The 15,382-nt window shown below is 52.7% G+C and carries 13 protein-coding genes; 9 read left to right on the top strand and 4 right to left on the bottom strand.

Features of this window, described 5'->3' with window-relative positions; all coding sequences use genetic code 11:
• The first annotated feature begins 80 nt into the window (after nt 1-80).
• The 4 genes from KO508_RS11840 to KO508_RS11825 all read left to right on the top strand — a co-directional run bounded on the left by KO508_RS11840 (nt 81) and on the right by KO508_RS11825 (nt 3,711).
• On the top strand, nt 81-911 hold the full coding sequence (locus KO508_RS11840; RefSeq protein ID WP_216008510.1) for a metal-dependent hydrolase: 831 nt from the start codon (nt 81-83) through the stop codon (nt 909-911).
• On the top strand, nt 908-1,858 hold the full coding sequence (locus KO508_RS11835) for a DegV family protein (RefSeq protein ID WP_216008509.1): 951 nt from the start codon (nt 908-910) through the stop codon (nt 1,856-1,858). The genes KO508_RS11840 and KO508_RS11835 overlap by 4 nt, the downstream gene beginning before the upstream one ends.
• A 146-nt stretch (nt 1,859-2,004) precedes the next feature.
• Complete coding sequence (locus KO508_RS11830; RefSeq protein WP_216008508.1) at nt 2,005-3,039, top strand: hypothetical protein; 1,035 nt, start codon at nt 2,005-2,007, stop codon at nt 3,037-3,039.
• A gap of 33 nt (nt 3,040-3,072) precedes the next feature.
• The gene (locus tag KO508_RS11825; RefSeq protein WP_216008507.1) at nt 3,073-3,711 is read left to right on the top strand and encodes a LysE family translocator; all 639 of its coding nucleotides are present in this window, start codon (nt 3,073-3,075) and stop codon (nt 3,709-3,711) included.
• Nucleotides 3,712-3,788: 77 nt separating this feature from the next.
• Here KO508_RS11825 and fdxA read toward each other — a convergent pair whose 3' ends face one another.
• Nucleotides 3,789-4,112, bottom strand: a complete 324-nt coding sequence (gene fdxA / locus KO508_RS11820; RefSeq protein ID WP_216008506.1) for a ferredoxin FdxA — start codon at nt 4,110-4,112, stop codon at nt 3,789-3,791.
• A gap of 147 nt (nt 4,113-4,259) precedes the next feature.
• Nucleotides 4,260-6,878, bottom strand: coding sequence for a DNA mismatch repair protein MutS (mutS, locus tag KO508_RS11815; RefSeq protein ID WP_216008505.1), 2,619 nt, complete (start codon nt 6,876-6,878; stop codon nt 4,260-4,262).
• Between the two features lie 82 nt (nt 6,879-6,960).
• Between mutS and KO508_RS11810 the strand changes: the two genes are divergently transcribed.
• From KO508_RS11810 to KO508_RS11790, 5 genes are all read left to right on the top strand, one after another.
• Nucleotides 6,961-7,476: a CinA family protein gene (locus tag KO508_RS11810; protein ID WP_216008504.1), complete on the top strand. Its 516-nt coding sequence runs from the start codon at nt 6,961-6,963 to the stop codon at nt 7,474-7,476.
• Between the two features lie 149 nt (nt 7,477-7,625).
• The gene (gene recA, locus KO508_RS11805; RefSeq protein WP_216008503.1) at nt 7,626-8,672 is read left to right on the top strand and encodes a recombinase RecA; all 1,047 of its coding nucleotides are present in this window, start codon (nt 7,626-7,628) and stop codon (nt 8,670-8,672) included.
• A gap of 17 nt (nt 8,673-8,689) precedes the next feature.
• On the top strand, nt 8,690-9,160 hold the full coding sequence (locus KO508_RS11800) for a flavodoxin family protein (protein WP_216008502.1): 471 nt from the start codon (nt 8,690-8,692) through the stop codon (nt 9,158-9,160).
• 165 nt (nt 9,161-9,325) lie between these two features.
• Nucleotides 9,326-10,561 (top strand): aromatic amino acid transporter, encoded by a 1,236-nt coding sequence (locus KO508_RS11795; protein ID WP_216008501.1) that lies wholly within the window; start codon nt 9,326-9,328, stop codon nt 10,559-10,561.
• Nucleotides 10,562-10,617: 56 nt separating this feature from the next.
• Complete coding sequence (locus KO508_RS11790; RefSeq protein WP_216008500.1) at nt 10,618-11,616, top strand: lipid A deacylase LpxR family protein; 999 nt, start codon at nt 10,618-10,620, stop codon at nt 11,614-11,616.
• A gap of 408 nt (nt 11,617-12,024) precedes the next feature.
• Here KO508_RS11790 and KO508_RS11785 read toward each other — a convergent pair whose 3' ends face one another.
• Together KO508_RS11785 and KO508_RS11780 are read right to left on the bottom strand one after the other, a co-directional pair.
• Nucleotides 12,025-13,209, bottom strand: coding sequence for an acetyl-CoA C-acyltransferase (locus KO508_RS11785; RefSeq protein ID WP_216008499.1), 1,185 nt, complete (start codon nt 13,207-13,209; stop codon nt 12,025-12,027).
• 39 nt (nt 13,210-13,248) lie between these two features.
• The gene (locus tag KO508_RS11780) at nt 13,249-15,357 is read right to left on the bottom strand and encodes a 3-hydroxyacyl-CoA dehydrogenase NAD-binding domain-containing protein (RefSeq protein ID WP_216008498.1); all 2,109 of its coding nucleotides are present in this window, start codon (nt 15,355-15,357) and stop codon (nt 13,249-13,251) included.
• Between the last annotated feature and the right edge of the window lie 25 nt (nt 15,358-15,382).

The raw sequence follows: 15,382 nt of genomic DNA, 5'->3' as shown, positions 1-15,382 counted from the left end.
GCCTTGCTCCGGGTACTAAACTGCCCATATTGATGATTTTTTGCCCACTGCTCAAAAGACATAATAAAAAGGAGGCAGTCATGACAATAAGCTCCACCCCCGATGGCGTGTCCGTTAAACCACGGCACCTGCACTTTGATGTCAGCGAAGATCTAAAAAACCACTGGCATGGCGATGATGCGTTCCGTACAGCGTTCTTCAATGCCCTGTCGCTCCAGTTTCCCGATGGCGAGCAGCAGTTTATTAATGCGGTTAGGCTATATCGGGACAAAATCGAGGACCCGAAACTCAGGGCCGAGATTCGTGGGTTTATTGGTCAAGAAGCCTTGCATAGCCGGGAACACAAAGCATACAACGAGGCTTTGAAAGCGCGCGGTTATGATGTTGATAGGCTCGACCGCCGTTTTCGCAAGCACATGGAATGGGTTGGAAAGCTTCCACCCAGTCGGCAGCTAGCAGGCACCTGCGGTGCCGAGCATTACACGGCAGTGCTGGCGAATGCCATTCTCAGCCACCCTGAATGGCTAGAGGGTGCAACACCGGCTATGGCGCAACTTTGGCGCTGGCATGCGATCGAAGAAACCGAGCATAAGTCGGTGGCGTTTGATGTTTACTGCGAATGTGTAGGAAATGAGCACTTAAGGCGGATTATTTTTCTATTTGTGACTTGGAATTTCTTTAAATACACCTTTTTGAATACCTGCAGCTTGCTAAAAACAGACGGCAAGTTTTGGAGCATTCGTACTTGGGTTGGCGGATTTAACTTTCTGTGGGGGAAGCCTGGTATTTTGCGCAAGTGTTTACCTGAGTTTCTGGCTTACTTTCGCAAAGGTTTCCATCCTTGGCAGCAGGACAACAGAGCGCTTTTGGAGAAAAACCTGAAAGAGTTGGATGCGGGAGGCTTGGCATGAAAGTAGGACTGATCATCGATTCCGCTTGTGATTTGCCTTACGAATTCAGCCGCAAGCATGACTTATTTATTCTCCCTGTGACGGCCGTTATCGATGGTGAGACATATATTGACGAGCATGATCCCGTAAGAACCCAAGAGTTTTATCAGAGCGGGCTGCTGCAAAAAGGCCATCATGCTGAAACCCATGCTTTTTCGGCAGAGCAGATCCATGATTTATTCATGGAAAAGATTGTGCCCCAGTTTGATGTGGCTATCTGTGAGACGGTGGCTCGCAGTAGAAGCCTTATTTTTCAAAATGCTTCCGAAGCCATGAACGGCGTAATGGCCAATTACGAGCAGGCGCGCTCAGCTTCAGGCCGTGAAGGTAAATTCTCTATGCGGGTAATCGATAGCAAGCAGATCTTTGCCGGGCAGGGACTACTGGCGGCCCATACGCTCAAACTGATTGATCAAAAGCTCTCCAAGAACGCTCTGCGGAATGAGGTAGAGCGGTTCTCAGACAAAATATTTACCTGCGTTATACCCCGTGACCTCCATTATATCCGCGACCGTGCCAGGCGCCGCGGTGACAAAAGTATATCGGGTGTCGTGGCGTTTTTAGGTAAGGCTCTGAACATTACGCCGGTTATCTTTGGTCAGGGCCCTGAAGGCCAACCAGTTGCAAAAACCCGAAGTTTCGATATGGCTGTGGAGAAGGTTATGAACTATGCCACCGCCAGAGTTGAGGCTGGGTTGCTAACACCATACGTAAGCTTGTCCTGTGGTTTAACCTGGCCTGAGATCGAAGATTTGCCAGGCCTGAATCAGCTTAGAAATGTTTGTGAGAAAAACGGTGTTGAGTTGTTGCTTTCACAAATGGGCATCACCAGCAGTATTTATGTTGGCCCCGGCAGTCTTTGCTTGGCCTTGGCGGCAGAACCGCATAATTTCAGCGATTTTCAATAATAGCCTCTACTGCGACAGGTACTGGCCCGGCCGCAGCAATTCGACCGTATTTACGGCGAACCCGTCTTTAAGATCTTCGTGTTAGCCTCCCGGTACCCAGTTCAAATTAAGCTGAGTTTCATCATTACAACAGGGCCGTGAATACCATGAGCAAGGACAAAATCGATCCAGCCAGTCAACTTCTGGAATTGCATGTAAAGCACGAAGTTGCCTCACTAAAAGGCGCTAAACTCCGCAAATTTCTCAATCAGGAGGTTAGTGAGATTCTGGACCACGCAGGCGCTATAACGTTGAATCGCATAGCCTCGAAAGAGCAGGTGATGGAGACCATTCAACGGGTTGTTGTGGACATGGAATTGGATGCTGGCATCCCTGAGCTGGCGGGTGAGATGGCCACCGAGGTACTCAATGCACCCGTTCAGGCAAGCACGGTATTGAGTGACATTATCACCCGTGAGCAAGCGACGGGCTTTGTAGAAGAAATGCTTGAGTTGCGCCAGCAGCGCGAACGGGTAATCAGCGAAATCATGGCTCACCCAGTCTATCAGGAGCTAGTTTCGAATGTGGTCTATCAGGGCATTGTTAACTATCTCTATGAAGACAACCTGATCACAAAATCGGTACCCGGTGTTGGCTCCATGATGAAGTTTGGCAAGCGCATGGCTAACAAAGCCGTGCCCGGATTGGATGAAACCTTTGAACGCAGGCTAAAAGCCTGGCTTTCCGATAGCTTGCCAGGACTAATTAGTCGCAGCGAGCAGTTCCTGCAGCGTGCATTATCCGATGATGAGGTGCGGGATACGGTTATGGCAGCCTGGGTTGCCGTAGAGGACCGCACGGTTGATGAGCTTCGTGAAGGCCTTGGCGACGTTGAGCTTCAAGCATTTGTGGTGCTGGGCTATGAGTTCTGGTTACAATTCCGCAAGACTGAGTACTTCGAAGGCTGCGCCCGGGCTGTGGTTGCACACCTGTTCGTAAAGTATGGTGATCGCCCACTGACGGATCTGCTCGGCGATCTGGGGGTTACCCGTGAGGTGATTATGGCCGAGGTGGACGCCTGGGCCATTCCAGTTTTAGACGTCCTCCGGGAAGAGGGTTATGTTGAGTCCCTTGTGCGTCGGCGACTGACAGCGTTCTATAGCTCTGCAGCGGCACGCAAAATTCTAGAGCGGGAGGCCTGACACATTCAGTCTTCCGCAACAAGCGATGTGGAGGTGTGTCTGGTTTCCGAGTTGCTCTGGGCTTATCTGATTGCCATAAGTCTGCTTACCGTAACGCCGGGTGTGGATACGCTGCTGGTTATGCGAAATGCCGGTCGCGGAGGCTTCCGGGATGGCTGCGTAACCAGTGTGGGTATCTGCAGTGGCTTGTTTATTCACGCCACTCTCTCTGCACTGGGTATTTCCCTTCTTTTGCTGGAAACGGCTTGGGCATTCTCTGCGCTTAAATGGGCCGGCGCATGCTATCTGATCTGGCTTGGCCTGGGTTCGCTCAGGAACGCAGTAAAGGGCGAGCCTGTTGCTGATGCAGAGTCACCCGCCGTTACCCGCCGCAATCTTCCGCTGCAGATGTCGTTTCGTGAGGGCCTGCTTTCAAATGTGCTCAACCCGAAAACCGCTCTGTTTTATATGGCTCTGTTGCCGCAATTTGTAGATCCCTCGGGAAGTGCCTTTCAACAATCACTGGTGCTGGCGGGCGTGCATTTTCTGTTGGCGATGTTCTGGCAGTGCGGGTTGGCCTGGATGGTGGTGTGTTTCCGGGGTGTGGGTGTTGGTAAGGGGGTAAAGCGGATGCTAAATGGGCTGACAGGGAGCTTTTTCATTTTGATGGGTGCAAAGCTGGCAAGCAATTGACCGGGTATATAAAAAAAGGGAAACCGGAGCCGGCTTCCCTTTTTTGATTCAGGCGGTTGTAGTAAACCGCACTGGAATTACTTCTCCAGATATTGGAGTTTGTCGGGCTTGCCATCCCACTCCTCGGCGTCCGGCAGCGGATCTTTCTTCTCGGTGATGTTGGGCCATTTGCCTGCCAGATCGGCGTTAATTTCCACAAACGGCTGCTGATCTGCTGGCAGTTCGTCCTCAGAGAATATCGCCTCGGCCGGGCACTCAGGCTCACACAGCGCACAGTCGATGCACTCGTCGGGATCGATTACCAGAAAGTTTGGCCCCTCGTAGAAGCAATCTACCGGGCATACTTCCACACAGTCTGTGTATTTGCACTTGATGCAGTTATCGGTAACGATAAACGCCATAATCAGATCCCTGGTCCAGTGGTCAATCTCATCCGGAGCATGTTGTCAGGCTCCATGGTTATATTTAATGGGCGATATTGTAGGGAGCAGCCCGCACTGCCGCAAGCGTCTGGCTGCTATAACCTTATTACTCAGGTCAATTTCCCCTCAGTTTTTCAATAATTTTTTCAATTCATAGAGCCGGTTCATGGCTTCTCTGGGGGATAAGTCGTCCAGATCAAGGCTTTTTAAAGCGTCTTCAACAGCGCTGGGCTCTGCACTGGCAAACATATCACCTTGGTATACGGTTTGGGTGGGTATTGCTGGCTGTCTTTTGGGTGACTCTGCGACGGATTTAGGTGCAATGGCCGCAGGTACAGCGCTGCCCTCTAGCAATTTTAACTGCGCCTTGGCGTTGCCTATAACGCTCTGGGGCACGCCTGCCAGCTTCGCTACTTGCAGGCCATAGCTCTGGCTGGCGGGGCCTTCGTGTACATTGTGCAGGAATACGATGCTGTCGTCGTGCTCTGTTGCTGTAAGGTGCACGTTCACTGCGAGCTCAAGATCGTCTGCAAGCTGTGTAAGTTCAAAGTAGTGCGTAGCAAACAGGGTGTAACAGCGAATTTCTTTTGCCAAATGTTCTGCAGTCGCCCAAGCCAGAGACAAACCATCAAAGGTGCTCGTGCCCCGGCCGACTTCGTCCATCAGTACAAGGCTGAGTTCAGTGGCATTATGCAGAATGTTCGCGGTTTCGGTCATTTCCACCATAAAGGTCGAACGTCCGCCAGCGATATCATCCGATGACCCCATCCGAGTAAAGATTCGATCAACTGGCCCCAATACGGCGCGATTGGCGGGTACAAAACTCCCGGTGTAAGCCAACAAAGCGATCAGCGCCGCTTGGCGCATGTAGGTGGACTTACCGCCCATGTTGGGGCCGGTAATAACCAGCATGCGGCGCTGCGTATCCATTAGCAGGTTGTTGGGTACGAAAGGTTCATCCAGAAGCTGTTCAACCACCGGGTGGCGGCCATCCTCAACATCAAACCCCGGGGCATCACGAAACTCCGGTGCAACAAAGCGTAAGGTGGTGGCGCGTTCAGCGAAGTTGCTGATTACATCCAACTCTGACAGGGCCTGTGCGGCATCCTGCAGGGGGGCGAGTTGTTCGGCAACGGTTTCTAACACTTCGTCATAGAGTGCTTTTTCTCTAGCCAACGCACGGCTCTTGGCACTCAAAGCTTTGTCTTCGAACTCTTTCAGCTCCGGTGTAATAAAACGTTCTGCGTTCTTCAGAGTCTGACGGCGGATGTAATCCACCGGAGCTTGAGCAGACTGAGCCCGGCTGATTTCGATGTAGTAGCCGTGTACCCGGTTGTAGCCAACCTTCAAGGTACTTATACCGGTGCGCTGCCGTTCACGGGTTTCGACATCCAACAGGTACTGACCCGCGTTCTCGCTGATGTTACGCAGCTCGTCCAGTTCTTCATCAAAGCCCTCTCGAATCACCCCGCCTTCGCGAATTACGACGGGAGGGTTGTCGATAATCGCGCGCTCCAACATATCGGCGAGCTCGGGGTATTCGCCTATTACCGTCGCGAGCTTAACAATGTGGTGGGAGGTAACCGGCTTTAGGGCTTCCTGTAATTCTGGAAGTGCATGAAATGCATCCCGCAGGCGTGCAAGGTCTCTCGGACGGGCCGAACGCAGGGCCACACGGGCGAGCACGCGTTCAATATCGCCTACGGTTTTGAGTAGGTCGTGTACAGGTTCGTAATGGAAGCCTTCAAGCAGGGCTGATACGGCTTGCTGGCGTTGCTGAACCACGTTTACATCCCGAAGAGGGCGGTTTAGCCAACGCCGCAGCTCGCGGCCGCCCATAGAAGTAGCGGTTTTATCCATTACCCAGGCCAGTGTGTGCTGGTGGCCGCCCATTAGATTAATGTCGATTTCTAGGTTGCGGCGGCTGGTAGCATCGAGAACCACCGCTTCATCCCGGCGTTCCCGGGTGAGTTTGCGAATGTGGGGTAGGGCCGTGCGCTGAGTTTCTTTCGCATATTGCAACAGGCAACCGGCTGCACAAATAGCCAAGCTTAGATCTTCGCAGCCGAAGCCGGTGAGGTCGCGAACTTGCAGTTGCTGGGTGAGCACCCGGCGCGCAGTATCCGATTCAAAAAGCCAAGGGCCTTGACGCCGAACGCCGGTAAGCCCGGCGACAACGTCCTGATAGGGGAAATCTTCGCTGATAAGAATTTCCGCTGGACGTAGCCGTTGCAGTTCGCCTTGTAGGGCTTCCAGACTATCCAGTTCAGAAACAACAAAGCGACCGCTGGAGATATCCAGTGAGGCAAAACCGAAATGCTCGCGCTGGTGGTAGATTGCAGCTAGCAAGTTGTCGCGGCGGTCTTCCAAGTAAGCGTCGTCGCTTAGAGTGCCCGGCGTAACAATCCTGACCACCTGACGATCTACCGGGCCTTTGCTGGTTGCCGGGTCGCCAATTTGCTCAACAATGGCAATGGATTGACCGGCACGGACCAGACGGGCAATGTAGCCTTCAGATGAATGAAACGGTATACCCGCCATGGGGATCGGGTTACCGCCGGATTGTCCCCTTGCGGTGAGGGTAATATCCATTAGCTCTGCGGCTTTCTTGGCGTCGTCGTAAAACAGCTCGTAAAAGTCACCCATGCGGTAGAACACTAACTCATCGGGGTGCTGGCCCTTGATTTTGAGGTATTGCTGCATCATAGGTGTGTGCTGGGGTTTGCTGTTTTGAGCTGCTGACATGGACGAGTCCGGATAATCTTGCTTTGGATGAAGCCACGGATTGTAAGAAAATAACGCCCGTGATGAAACGAGGGAGACCATTATGCCTGCCACTGACCACGAACTCGAACAAGCAGGAAACCAATTGGCTGATGAATTGCTAAAAGCCGGGCTCACTGTAGTTACTGCCGAAAGCTGCACTGGTGGCTGGGTGGCTAAGGTGTTGACCGATAAAGCGGGATCTTCCGCCTACGTGATAGGTGGTCTGGTTACCTACAGCAATGAGGCGAAGCAAAAGCTTCTGAGTGTTACCGGTAGGTCGCTGGACAACCACGGAGCCGTAAGCGAAGCGGTGGTTCGGGAAATGGTTGCCGGTGCACTGGCAACAACCGGGGCGGATGTTGCAGTTGCGATTAGCGGTGTAGCAGGGCCGGGTGGTGGCTCCGAGGAAAAGCCGGTCGGAACGGTTTGGTTTGCATGGGGGACGGGTACCGAGAGTACCGAAGCGGTTGTTCAGCATTTCAGTGGTGACCGTGATCAGGTGCGTCGACAGGCGGTTATCTATGTCCTGCGAGGTGTCAGGCAGTTTTTGAGACAAACCCGAAGGCTTTCACAATAACAGGGGTTGGCCTCTTCTTCGGGGTATGTTTTAATACTGTTCAAATATACAGGGAATATGCTGTAACCACTGTACGGCTTCCCGTTTAACTATATCTCCACCGGCTTGACTATAGTGCCGTTGGCCAAGGCAACAGAGGGTTTACACTGATGGAAGACAACCGCAAAAAAGCATTGAGCGCAGCATTAGGCCAGATTGAACGGCAGTTTGGTAAAGGCGCCGTGATGAAAATGGGTGATCAGCCCCGCGAAGCCATTCCTGCGGTCTCTACCGGGTCCCTTGGTTTGGACGTTGCTTTGGGTATAGGTGGCCTGCCTTATGGTCGAATCGTGGAGATTTACGGCCCTGAAAGCTCCGGTAAAACCACGCTGACTCTTCAAGTCATTGCCGAAGCACAAAAAGCTGGTAAAACCTGTGCGTTCATCGATGCTGAGCACGCGCTAGACCCCATCTACGCAGAAAAACTCGGCGTTAATGTAGACGACCTGTTGGTTTCCCAGCCGGATACCGGTGAGCAGGCGCTAGAGATCGCAGACATGCTGGTGCGCTCCAACGCAGTTGACGTCATCATTGTTGACTCTGTTGCTGCACTTACGCCAAAGGCGGAAATCGAAGGCGAGATGGGCGATAGCCACGTTGGTCTGCAGGCTCGCCTAATGTCGCAAGCTTTACGGAAGCTCACGGGTAACGTTAAGCATGCCAACTGCTTGATGGTGTTTATTAACCAGATCCGTATGAAGATTGGTGTGATGTTTGGTAGCCCGGAAACCACAACCGGTGGTAACGCCCTGAAGTTCTACTCATCTGTGCGTTTGGATATCCGCCGCATCGGTGCTGTGAAAGATGGCGATGAGGTTGTGGGTAACGAGACTCGGGTTAAAGTGGTCAAAAACAAGGTAGCCCCGCCTTTCCGTCAGGCCGAGTTCCAAATTCTTTATGGCAAGGGCATTTACCACATGGCTGAGGTGCTTGATATGGGTGTTAAAGAAGGCTTTGTGGACAAGTCTGGCGCTTGGTACGCCTATAACGGTGATAAAATCGGTCAAGGCAAAGCCAATGCGTGCAAGTTCCTTGAAGAGAATATTGAGATCGCCAAGGAAATCGAAGCCAAAGTGCGCGAGAGCTTGATGCCGAAGCCGGTCGCCAAAGACGCTGCCGCGGAAGTTCCGGCTGAAGCGAACGGTGAACTGCTCTAAGGCAGCTTGAGGTGCATATGGGCCGAAAAAAGAAATTACTTATCGTTTCCCATGCTCCTTCCCCGAATACTCGCACCCTGCGCGATGCAGTCGCGCAGGGTGCAGGGCACAAAGATATCGAAAACGTAGAAGTAACGGTGCTGGCGCCATTAGATGCTGGCCCGGATGATGTTCTTGCCTGTGATGCCATTATCCTCGGCACCACCGAAAATCTAGGGTATATGAGCGGTGCTTTGAAGGATTTTTTTGATCGCAGTTACTACCCATGCCTAGAGAAAACCCAAGCTCTCCCATTTGCTTACTACATACGCGCCGGCCACGATGGCACCGGGACTCGCAGAGCAATAGAGAGCATTACTACCGGCTTAAAATGGCGCTTAGTTCAAGAGCCTCTTATCTGTCGGGGGGAGTTTCAGGCGAAGTTTGTTGACCAGTGTGAGGAGCTTGGATTGTCGATAGCAGCCAGCTTAGAGGCGGCGATTATCTGAGGTGCCCTGTCGAGGAAAGTATTAAGCATCAGCTAACATTTCCGGCTTAAACTCAGGAAATCCATTCTTTCTGTCCTTGTTTCTGCCCGTAGTGTCGGCAAATTCAAAGCGGTATCATGCAGCCGCTGTTAAATCCAAAAGCTGATACGCGACGACGGAGGCCCATTGACCGAACGCCCAGAATCCAGATTCAGGCCTTCCCTGATTGGCGGGGCGAGTATTATTGCCAGTGTTTGCGTCGGTGCTGGCATGCTGGGCTTGCCCAGTTCCGGTGCTGGTGCCTGGGCGATCTGGTCCAGTCTGGCTCTGGTGCTTACCATGGTCGTGATGACACTGTCCGGCTGGATGCTGCTGGAAGCCTTCAAGCACTTCGGTTTGCGGGCATCGTTCAATACCGTTACCAAATCTCTGCTCGGCTCCCGGGTGAACGCATTCAGCAATCTGACGGTGTACTTTGTTGGCGGCATTCTCCTGTATGCCTACATCACGTCATCTGGCCTGATCCTGCAGAGCATGACCGGGGTCGACAGTAAGCTGGCTTCGGTTGTTTTTGTCCTGGTGTCCTCTCTGGTAGTGTGGCACTCAACCCGTGCAGTGGACCGACTTTCGGTGGTGCTCATCATTTTCATGCTGGTGAGTTTTGTACTCGGGGTCTCTGGCCTGGCGGTAAGAATTGACCCGGCTATACTGCTTGATTCCGCGAATGCCAGCGGCCAATACGCGCCCTATGCGATGGCAATGTTACCAGTGGCGCTAACATCTTTTGGCTATCATCATTCGGTGGCATCAATGCGCGCCTATTATGGCGAGGAGGGTAAGGCGCAGAAAGCCATTCTGGGCGGTACACTGGTGGCTTTGATGTTCTATCTCGTGTGGCTGATCACTATATTCGGCAATCTGCCGAGAGCGGATTTCGGCCCGGTGGTCGCTCAGGGCGGTGACGTGGATGCTCTGCTCGCCGCCCTTGGTTTTGCCATCAATTCCGAGCGGGTGGCGACCACCATCAGTGCTTTCTCAACGGCAGCCATTTTGTCGTCTTTTGTCGGCGTTGGTCTGGGCACCTTTGATTACATGGCCGACCTGTTGGGCTGCGATAACGACCGCAAAGGGCGCTCCAAAACCTGGGCAATTACTTTTATTCCGCCACTGCTGTTGTCGTTGTTTTTTCCGTTCGGCTTCGTTCTTGCCATTGGCTATGCCGGTGCGGCTGCGGCGGTCTGGGCCTGTATTGTTCCGGCGCTGCTGGCCCGAAAATCCCGAACACTGAAGGGTGGGCGTCGTGGCTTTATGGCCCCGGGCGGCCAGTTGGGCATTGCGCTGGTTCTGATTTTCGGCGGGCTGACCATCTTTTTCCATTTCATGGGGCTGGCGGGTTGGTTGCCGGAACCAGTGTTGTTCTGAGACCGAACATTAGGCCATGCTCGTTACTCTTTTAATACCAACTGGAGGGACTGGATTTGAGTCATCGCTGCGAATGTACCCTCCTGCTGTTTTTCTTTATTAGTGTTTTGCCAACCAGCCTGAAGGCAGAAGTCGTGAACCTGTCCTGGGATAACGACCTGCTTACTGGAACCGACCGCGGATATACAAACGGGGTACGCGTGTCGTATCTGACGGGCACCGCTGACGAGAACGATGGAAAGTCTGCAAGATTTGTCCGAACTCTGCGTGATGGGCTGCGCTTTCTGCCCGGTATAGGTGCTTCCGATTCAGAGCATGCGGCCACACTGAGTTTGCGGCAATTCATGGTTACGCCTGAAGATATCACGGTTGAAAATCCGCAATTCGACGACATTCCCTATGCCGGCCACCTGTCGCTCAGTGGCACGCTCTGGAGCTGGGACGCCGATACAATTACCGGTTTTGGCGCTCATATCGGTGTTATTGGGCCCGAAAGCGGTGCCGAGTCGGTTCAGAAATGGGTGCATAAAGCCACTGGAAGCGATAAGCCGCAAGGATGGGGCAACCAACTTGGAACCGATGTGGTGGGTGGCATTCAGGGTGCGCATGGCCGAAAGCTGCTGCAACTAGGGCAAGGCGGCAACATTGAACAGCGTGTGTCGGTGATTGGAACTGCGCTATTGTCCAGTTTTCGAACTTCTGCAAAGACCGGGTTGGTCTGGCAGCTTGGTAGGCACCTTCCAATAAATTTTGTGCCGGATTACGCAGGCACCTCTTCAACCATCGCCCTGCCGGGCTCTTTCAAAGATTCAGGCAGTAGCTGGTCTGTGTATGTGGGGCTGGGCGTGGAGTATGTAGGCTATTCCTATATTGACGATAATGCCGGGGCTTATCGTTTTGACGAAGGGCCGCTGATTGGTCAGCTCGGTCTGGGCGCTACCGGGCAGTGGGATCACCTGCTGGCCTCCGTCACACTGCGTGCCACGACCAGCGAAAACGAGCGTCATAAAGACAACTTCAGCTTTGGGACGCTGTCAGTTTCTTGGGCGTTATAGAAAGGTCCGTTTCGACTGGTTGTCCACGGGGCACTTCGTCTTAGTCAGCTAGGCCTGACAGGGGTGATGGCTGGATGATTAAAGTGAATCGCTATGACGGGTGATGTTTATGCCCGATGATGTGGGAGGAAGATGGGGTAGTGGCGTATATTCACATCCGTGTGCGTTTATCGGGCAATACGCCAGAGTGGAACGGTACCCGCGGTTTGTTCCCGCTGTCTGCTCTTAAAAAAAAAGCGAACATTCGAGTCAGGGAGTTTTGCGATAGCAAAGAAAAGTTTGAATCTCCATACATTATTTTATAGAAGTATTCGAAAAGGGATCTCTCTATAGACCGATGAAGCGAGCGGTCCAAAGCCCTCAGTTCGTATTCGAGAGCTTTGGATTCTCCGAGACTATGACAAGAACCTAGCAGATCTCAAATAGACCTGCGGCTCCCATTCCTCCGCCAACACACATAGTCACTACTACGTACCTGGCTCCACGTCGTTTACCCTCAAGCAATGCATGACCAATCATCCGGGCACCACTCATACCATAAGGATGGCCAATGGAGATGCTACCACCATTAACGTTAAGCAGATCATTATCGATGCCCAGACTATCCCGCGAGTAGAGAACCTGACATGCAAAGGCCTCGTTTAGCTCCCACAGGCCAATATCGTTAATGCTCAGGCCATGCTGCTTCAGAAGCTTTGGTACAGCGTATACTGGGCCAATTCCCATTTCTTCAGGCTCCAGGCCGGCAACGGTCATGCCCCTGTAGATGCCAAGCGGTGTGAGCCCTCTTTTTTCGGCAAGTTTGCGCTCCATTACTACACAGGCGGAGGCGCCATCTGATAGTTGGCTGGCGTTACCTGCGGTAATGGTGCCGCCTTCAATAACGGGTGAGAGGCTGGCGAGGCTATCGAGTGTAGTCTGGGGGCGATTCCCCTCGTCCTGACTCAGCGTTACTTCCTTGTAGGAAACCTCTTTGGTCTCCTTGTTTACGACAGCCTGGGTTGCGGTGACCGGGATGATCTCATTATCAAATTTTCCGGCACTCTGAGCGGCATGAGTCCGCTGCTGAGATAACAGGGAGTATTCGTCTTGAGCCTCGCGGCTTATGCCGTACTTGCGGACAACTATTTCAGCAGTTTGCAGCATGGGCATGTAAGCGTGTTCAGCATGCTTGATTACTGTTTCGTCTTTTGAATCGAACGCCCAGCTCAGAGCCTGTTTCTGGACGGCACTGATGTTCTCTTGGCCACCACCTACAACTACGTTCATGCCGTCGACCATAACCTGTTTCGCAGCCGTTGCCACGGCCATAAGGCCTGAGGCGCACTGCCGATCCAATGTCTGGCCGCTGACTGTTAACGGCAACCCGGCCGCCAGTGCGCTCATGCGCCCGAGGTTCCATCCGGAGGTCCCGGCCTGCAGAGCACTTCCCATCACCACATCTTCAATCTCAGCTGGATCAACGCCGGAGCGCTCAACCGCCGCTTTGATGGCTGAGGCTGCCAGCGTCGGTGACTTGATGTTGTTCAGAGCGCCCTTGAAGGCTTTGCCTATAGGTGTGCGGGCAGTAGATACAATAACTGCTTCTCTCATAACTTGGTTCTCCTGAATCAGTGTGTTGGAAAGTTTTGGTTACTTATTGATCAAGCTGAAATTCTGGCCTTTTTCAACGGTGTTTTTCAGCAATTCAGATGGCTGGAACCACATGTCACCATAGCTACCTAGCGATTGCCGGTAATGCTGGATTGCCTTCAGGACTGTTTCGGGGCCGATCTCATCAGCGTATTGCATGGGGCCCCCTCTCCATGCCGGAAAACCGTAGCCATTTATCCAGACGATATCGCAGTCGCTGGAGCGAGAAGCTATACCTTCTTCAACAATGTCGGCACCTTCATTAATCAACATGTAAATGCAGCGCTCCAGGATTTCCTGATCGGAAATTTCTCGCTGTTGAATTCCCAACTCATCGGCAATTTCTTTGGCCAACTCCAGAACCTCCGGATCCTCATGCTTTTCGCGACCTTCATAGATATAAAAGCCTCGGCCGGTTTTCTGGCCATATCGGCCCAGTGCATACAAACGGTCGCCAATGAGAGCATAGCTGGGGTCATGACTTATGGCGTCACGGCGGGATTCCCTGACTAGATAGCCGATATCGATACCTGCCAGATCGTACATAGACAGTGGGCCCATCGCCATTCCGAAGTCGGTGAGTACCCCATCAATTTGAGCGGGGTTGGCGCCCTCAAGTACGAGTCGATGAGCTTCACGAGCGTAAGGTTCAAGCATTCGGTTGCCGACAAATCCGAAGCAGACTCCGACTACGACAGGCGTTTTCCGGATCTTTTTTGCGATATTCAGTGCCGTTACGACAACGTCGTCAGCGGTTTTTGCACCTCTAACAATCTCAAGCAGACGCATAACGTTGGCCGGACTGAAGAAGTGTAAGCCGATGACATCCCTGGGGCGGGATGTAAAGGATGCGATTTGATCGATATCCAGTGTTGATGTGTTGGAGGCGAGAATGGCGCCCGACTTGCAGTAGGTATCCAGCTGTGTAAATACCGCGCGCTTCACCTCCATGCTTTCGAACGCGGCCTCAATCACCAGGTCTGTATCCGCAAGGTCGCTATAATCGAGGGTGCCACTGATCAGTGACATTCTTTGTTCTACATCCTCCGCCGAAAGGCGTCCTTTTTGGGCAGATATTTCGTAGTTCTTGCGAATAACTGCCAATCCTTTTTGCAGCGCTTCCTCCTTCAGCTCCAGCAACCTAACTGGAATACCCGCATTGATAAAATTCATGGCGATTCCGCCGCCCATAGTGCCCGCACCAATAATGGCAACCTTGTTGACAGTCCTTGGGCTTGTTGCGGGATCTACGTCGGGAACTTTGGTGGCATTCCGTTCGGCAAAGAAGAGGTGTTGTTGTGCTCGTGCCTCGGAGGACTCCAGGCACTGGTTGAACAACTCGCGTTCTTTCTCCAGACCTTTTTCGAGAGGTAACTCACAAGCGGCCTCAACGGCCTGAATGCAGTACTCAGGGGCCAGAAAGCCGCGCGTTTTTCGAGCAATCGATGCGCGAAACTCGGAGAAAAAACCCTGGGGTAAGCCTGTCGTTTCGACATCAATCTCTGCGCAAGTGCGCAACGGTGCTTCCTGTTTTAAAACCTGATGCGCAAAGTTGATGGCGGCTTCCAGTAGGCCATCCTCAGCAATCTGGTCAACTAGGCCTGCTTCGTGAGCTTTGGTCGCGGTTATTGGGCCCCCGGAGGTAATCATTTCCACGGAAAGTTTTACATTGGCCAGGCGCGGCAGGCGTTGAGTTCCGCCAGCACCTGGAATGAGGCCAATATTGACTTCTGGGAGGCCTAACTTGGCATCCCTAGTACTTACTCGGTAGTCACAGGACAAGGCGATCTCCAGACCACCCCCAACTGCCGTTCCGTTAATCGCGACAATCAGCGGTTTGCTGGAAGCTTCCAGTTCATTACACAGGTCCGGCAGTGATGGTGCCGCCCAGGCGATCTTGGTGCCAAATTCACGGATATCGGCACCACCACAAAAAAGCTTACCGGTGGATCCCAAGACGATAGCCTTAACCGCGTCATCTTGCAGAGCCTGATGATATGCTTGTTGCAGGTTCAGGCGCGTCTCGTGGTCAAGTGCGTTGACTGGCGGGTTGTTAAGCTTAATTACAGCGATCTGACCGTATGCTGTGTACTCTACTTTCTGCGTCATTTTTAGTTGCCTTAGCTGAAATATT

The organism is Marinobacter salexigens (assembly GCF_018860765.1).
Lineage (GTDB): Bacteria > Pseudomonadota > Gammaproteobacteria > Pseudomonadales > Oleiphilaceae > Marinobacter > Marinobacter salexigens_A.
Note: the sequence above shows the minus strand (reverse complement) of the source record. Positions and strands in the feature narration are given on the sequence as shown.

What these genes read in the sequence shown, in the direction of transcription:
- mutS (WP_216008505.1), bottom strand. Translation starts at nt 6,878, where the DNA reads ATGTCAGCAGCTCAAAACAGCAAACCCCAGCACACACCTATGATGCAG.
- KO508_RS11800 (WP_216008502.1), top strand. Translation starts at nt 8,690, where the DNA reads ATGGGCCGAAAAAAGAAATTACTTATCGTTTCCCATGCTCCTTCCCCG.
- KO508_RS11835 (WP_216008509.1), top strand. Translation starts at nt 908, where the DNA reads ATGAAAGTAGGACTGATCATCGATTCCGCTTGTGATTTGCCTTACGAA.
- KO508_RS11830 (WP_216008508.1), top strand. Translation starts at nt 2,005, where the DNA reads ATGAGCAAGGACAAAATCGATCCAGCCAGTCAACTTCTGGAATTGCAT.
- KO508_RS11785 (WP_216008499.1), bottom strand. Translation starts at nt 13,209, where the DNA reads ATGAGAGAAGCAGTTATTGTATCTACTGCCCGCACACCTATAGGCAAA.
- recA (WP_216008503.1), top strand. Translation starts at nt 7,626, where the DNA reads ATGGAAGACAACCGCAAAAAAGCATTGAGCGCAGCATTAGGCCAGATT.
- KO508_RS11840 (WP_216008510.1), top strand. Translation starts at nt 81, where the DNA reads ATGACAATAAGCTCCACCCCCGATGGCGTGTCCGTTAAACCACGGCAC.
- KO508_RS11810 (WP_216008504.1), top strand. Translation starts at nt 6,961, where the DNA reads ATGCCTGCCACTGACCACGAACTCGAACAAGCAGGAAACCAATTGGCT.
- KO508_RS11780 (WP_216008498.1), bottom strand. Translation starts at nt 15,357, where the DNA reads ATGACGCAGAAAGTAGAGTACACAGCATACGGTCAGATCGCTGTAATT.
- fdxA (WP_216008506.1), bottom strand. Translation starts at nt 4,112, where the DNA reads ATGGCGTTTATCGTTACCGATAACTGCATCAAGTGCAAATACACAGAC.